The sequence below is a fragment of the Vibrio sp. CCUG 15886 genome, from assembly GCF_028570825.1.
GTDB classification, from domain to species: Bacteria; Pseudomonadota; Gammaproteobacteria; order Enterobacterales; family Vibrionaceae; genus Vibrio; species Vibrio vulnificus_B.
Map to the genome: position 1 here is coordinate 1 of NZ_JAQQBT010000034.1, position 4,332 is coordinate 4,332.

Here is a 4,332-nt window from a genome sequence, read left to right on the forward strand (position 1 = left end):
AACCAACCTTCCGCAGACCACTTTCACCACTAAAACTCACCGCATACCAAAAATGCCACGCGGCATGAATCCCACTTAAACGCCTTGTTATAACCGTTTTTCCATTCGCACCAAACCCCATAATTGACCATTAAAAGTTCTGGTGCCAGATTCAATCCCAACGACATTAAAACCTAAAGATTCATAGCACTTTCTAGCTACAGTGTTATGTTCAAAAACGCCTAAACTAAGCATAGTCGCAGAAAAATCTGTCCGGACTTTATCTATTAATGACTTGAGCATAGATTTTGATAAGCCCTGCCCACGATAAGAGTTTGAGATAAACACACGACAAATTCGATAATGCTCATTGGTGACTTTATACAACTCCACAAACCCAGCATTCTGACCACTTACTTTTAGCAAGTAAGGAAATACTTCTTCCTTGGCACAATGGGCAATGATCTGTTCATAAGTCAACGGAAAAGTATAAGCTGGACCACCCCATAAATAGTTCAACTCATCTGAGTCGATCCATTTGATAAGCAGGTGAAAATCCGTTTTTTGGAATTCGACTAAGTTCATTATTTCCCACTAGGTTATAACGCCCAATTAAGGGGTGAGTAACGCAACACCGATGCTACCGCAAACCACCTTAATCACCAAAATTAACGCATAGTAAAAATGCCACGCGTTACGAATCCCTCTTAAATTGTTTGTTAGCACGCTGCCCTTAAAGCCTTTGGCACACGCCAAGAAGCTGAAATTTTGCACAAAATTTATGGTTTAAAACACTGAAACCAAACGGGCAGCTGCCAAGCTTAAAACTAACTCAAGACGTAAGTTGGCTAGAAGAAAAACATGCCTAACTGCCCTATTTCACCGCTTTCAAATTAGCAAAGGATTCGGGCTTCGAACCTGAACAGCAGCGGCAAAGAACCACATTTTTACCTAAAGTTTCTCTACACCAAAGAAACAACACCAGAGAAATAGCCCAAAAGTTAGAAACCGTAAACGGTGAAATAAAAGCGAAAACAACTCATATAGTGCCACCGGAGCGAACATGAAAGGCACATTTGATCCGGTGTAAAGCGAGGAAAAGAAACCAATAAAAACAGAAACTTTTAACCTTTGATGCCAACCCAGTGCTAACGCCCAATTAAGGGGTGAGCAACGCTACCACCCAAACCTAAAGCATTGTGCCATAAACACTAAATTTGAAGTAGAAACAAAAATGCCAAGCGTTGGGAATCCCTCTTAAATTGTTTGTTATATGCACAGAATTTCTATTTGTTTGATGGCGTCAGAGAATACTTTATGACACTTAAACTCTGGATGACTGCCTACTTTATGCCAGAAGAAATTGAATTCATGCCCGCCATCGTCTTGAGTAAAGAAACTCCAGTTATTCGGTAGTTGTTGTTCTATTTCACAAAGCACGAAGTGCCACAAGTGATTTTGAAAACCGCTTTCCCAACTACCTAGGTAGTGAGTTCTTAATACGCTAGATAATCCTGTCTCTTCTTCCAGTTCTCTCAAGGCGGCACTTTCAATAGAAATATCCGACTGTTCTAATGTGCCTTTAACCAACTGAACTTCAGCTAATGGATGTTCAAACAGCAGTAATTCGCGATTGTTTCCTGATTTTCTAAGCACTACAGGGCAGACTTTAACTTCCCTATTTCGGATTCTTTCTTCCACTGTACTCTCCCGTGCATATAACGCCCTGTTAAGGTGTGAGCAACGCAATACCTAAGCTCCCGCATACCACTTTAAACACTAAACGCAACGCATAGTAAAAATGCCACGCGTTGCGAATCACTCTTAAACAGTTTGTTATGTTCGTAGCTTTTGTAGTCCTCGAACCGCCCTTTTAGTCGACTCTACCAAGTCAGCCCGTTTCAATTTTTCTCGAATTACCAATGCTTCTATGAACTGTTGCTCTGCCAGTTTATAGTTGCCAACCTCAACGTTCAATTTACCCAAATGCTGCAAGCTAAAACTCAAAGAAAGCTCACAAGCAAAGTCCTGGCTTTTTAAGAATGCTTTTTCAGCGCCAATCATGTCACCTGAATATTGCAGAGCCATACCTGAAACATGGGTTGACCAGAACTTGTTCTTAACGCTAGACGTTGAAGTATGCACTTTGGAAGCCATCCGATAAGCTAACCTACAAAGCCCAATGATTCGTAAACAATCGGCTATCAAGATTAGCTGCCATTCTAGCTTCTCTTTTTGGTTTGAAAGCTTGAATAAGAGGGCTTTATACAGCTTTACAACAAGTTTCTGAAAAACGCCAAAAGTTACCCTGTCCCTTTGATACTCCACCATGTCCTCCAAGAACATAACGCCCAATTAAGGGGTGAGCAACGCTACCACCCAACCTAAAGCATTGTGCCATAAACACTAAATTTGAAGTAGAAGCAAAAATGCCAAGCGTTGTGAATCCCTCTTAAATTGCTTGTTATGTCGCTGAATTATAGATACAAAAACGCCGCTCTTACGAGCGGCGCTTTTAAAACAATGTAGAACTAAGCTGGAGAGACCTGGTAAGATTTAACTTTACCCTCTTTCTTAGCTTGACTATATGCAGCTTTGATCTTTTTCATAGCTTCTAGTTTAGCAGCTTTAGCTTTTGTAACTTGGGGTTGTGATCTCATAACCTAAACCCTCCTCTCCTAAGTTCATTTTCACTTCAAAGTTTAACTCTTCTGTATAGAGTTTGGCAAGTCGATCATAAAAACGTTTTAACTTTGTGCTCTCTGCAACACAAACATAAGCTTCAGCATTACTGTTTCTGTAGTGAAACTCAAGTAAGTCTTTAATGATTCGACCTAACTCACGCATTCCTGAGACTGATATAGAAACTTCCGGTCTTTCAAAAAACTGATCCGATTCAAAGTTTTCTTTAAGATCGAACTTTACCTCGTAACTGTTTTCCCGATAATCTATACCAAGCTCTTCGGCTTTCTCACTTATCATCTCTTCAGTCCGCGTCGCGTCAACTCGATTGAAGAGCATCACATAGCTATGATTATCAACTGAAAACTCAATGATTTGACAAGAAATATCACCAATATCAAAGTCTTGTAAAATCCAACTAGACAACTGTTTATTCCATTGTTTTTTATTTTCGACCATTATACCCGTTTACGTCACGGGTTTGAACCTACGGTAGGCTCATCAAGTGTAGAGCGACATAACGCCGCGTTAAGGGGTGAATGCCGTCTAAACCAACTTCCCGCAGACCACTTTCACCACAAAACTCACCGCATACCAAAAATGCCACGCGGCATGAATCCCTCTTAAACGCCTTGTTATGTGTGGTTTGCCCGATAAATAAGCATCTCTCGTTGATAAGTTATACTTTACGCAAACTCATCAACGAGAGACTCTAAGTTTGGGTAACTCCCTAAATAATGGGGAATTCCATCTTCAAGAGTTATTTCCCTGACGAACTGATCATATTTAGGATCAAATGCAGCACGATACGGAGAATCCTCAACGTTGTTATGATCAGTGATTAAGTAACACTCTCTCCATTCCTTTCCCTCTAAATCCATACAAAGCTGTATGGCGCGAGGTTTGATTCGATGTTCAATAAAACACTTAACATCGATTGGATGTGCGTGGGTAAAGCATTTGAGCTCTTCATCTATCAAAGCATCAATATCATTTTCAATCATAACTCTCCATTACACATAACGCCCAATTAAGGGGTGAACAACGCCTCCACCCATACCTAAAGCATTGTTCCATAAACACTAAATTTGAAGTAGAAGCAAAAGTGCCAAGCGTTGTGAATCCCTCTTAAATTGCTTGTTAGGCTTGTAGCTCCAACAACTGCTCAGCCCCAGAGCTTTTCACGACTTCAAAGCCCAATTTCAAATACAGTTGCTTAGCTGGATTCGTTTCAATCACGCTTAACCCAACCTTAGATTTCGTTGTTTCCGCTTTAGCAATTAGGTCAAGAATTAGCTTACTGCCTATTTTCAAACCTTGAAACTCTGGAGAGATCTGAATTTGAACCAAATTCCAATAGTTAAGTTCTTCGGTGTATGTGGCTTTGAACAACCCAATAGGCTTACCATCCAATTCAACGATTTGCGCATGAGGAAACTCAAACCGTATTCGCTTTTCATATTCTTCCGTGCTCGTTGGCATACCTACTTCTTCTAGATACTGCCTCATCGTTTTATCACGTAATGACAGCAAGAAAGGAATATCTGTCTCGCTCGCCCGTCTAAGGGAAATATCCATGTTTTCTCCAAAAGCCTAACGCCGCGTTAAGTGGTGAACAACGCCAACCACCAAACCTAAACCATTGTACCTTAAACACTAAATTCAATTTAA

At 40.5% G+C, this 4,332-nt stretch carries 6 protein-coding genes; all 6 read right to left on the minus strand.

Translation table 11 applies throughout. From position 1 onward, the window contains the following. Positions 1–87: 87 nt before the first annotated feature. The 6 genes from PQQ36_RS22210 to PQQ36_RS22250 all read right to left on the minus strand — a co-directional run bounded on the left by PQQ36_RS22210 (position 88) and on the right by PQQ36_RS22250 (position 4,239). Entirely contained in the window at positions 88–564 is a 477-nt protein-coding gene (locus tag PQQ36_RS22210; protein ID WP_071192940.1) for a GNAT family N-acetyltransferase, read from the minus strand. Between the two features lie 684 nt (positions 565–1,248). Next, positions 1,249–1,680 (minus strand): NUDIX hydrolase, encoded by a 432-nt coding sequence (locus tag PQQ36_RS22220; RefSeq protein ID WP_273662699.1) that lies wholly within the window; start codon positions 1,678–1,680, stop codon positions 1,249–1,251. A gap of 135 nt (positions 1,681–1,815) precedes the next feature. Continuing rightward, positions 1,816–2,325 (minus strand): hypothetical protein, encoded by a 510-nt coding sequence (locus PQQ36_RS22230; protein WP_024701703.1) that lies wholly within the window; start codon positions 2,323–2,325, stop codon positions 1,816–1,818. Positions 2,326–2,607: 282 nt separating this feature from the next. Beyond that, complete coding sequence (locus tag PQQ36_RS22235; protein WP_273662705.1) at positions 2,608–3,120, minus strand: hypothetical protein; 513 nt, start codon at positions 3,118–3,120, stop codon at positions 2,608–2,610. Between the two features lie 227 nt (positions 3,121–3,347). Next, positions 3,348–3,665: a hypothetical protein gene (locus PQQ36_RS22245; protein WP_273662707.1), complete on the minus strand. Its 318-nt coding sequence runs from the start codon at positions 3,663–3,665 to the stop codon at positions 3,348–3,350. A gap of 136 nt (positions 3,666–3,801) precedes the next feature. Next, positions 3,802–4,239, minus strand: coding sequence for a GNAT family N-acetyltransferase (locus PQQ36_RS22250; RefSeq protein ID WP_176310771.1), 438 nt, complete (start codon positions 4,237–4,239; stop codon positions 3,802–3,804). Positions 4,240–4,332 lie beyond the last annotated feature (93 nt).

Coding starts and splice junctions, on each gene's coding strand:
- PQQ36_RS22210 (WP_071192940.1), bottom strand. CDS start 564: ATGAACTTAGTCGAATTCCAAAAAACGGATTTTCACCTGCTTATCAAA.
- PQQ36_RS22230 (WP_024701703.1), bottom strand. CDS start 2,325: ATGTTCTTGGAGGACATGGTGGAGTATCAAAGGGACAGGGTAACTTTT.
- PQQ36_RS22235 (WP_273662705.1), bottom strand. CDS start 3,120: ATGGTCGAAAATAAAAAACAATGGAATAAACAGTTGTCTAGTTGGATT.
- PQQ36_RS22245 (WP_273662707.1), bottom strand. CDS start 3,665: ATGATTGAAAATGATATTGATGCTTTGATAGATGAAGAGCTCAAATGC.
- PQQ36_RS22250 (WP_176310771.1), bottom strand. CDS start 4,239: ATGGATATTTCCCTTAGACGGGCGAGCGAGACAGATATTCCTTTCTTG.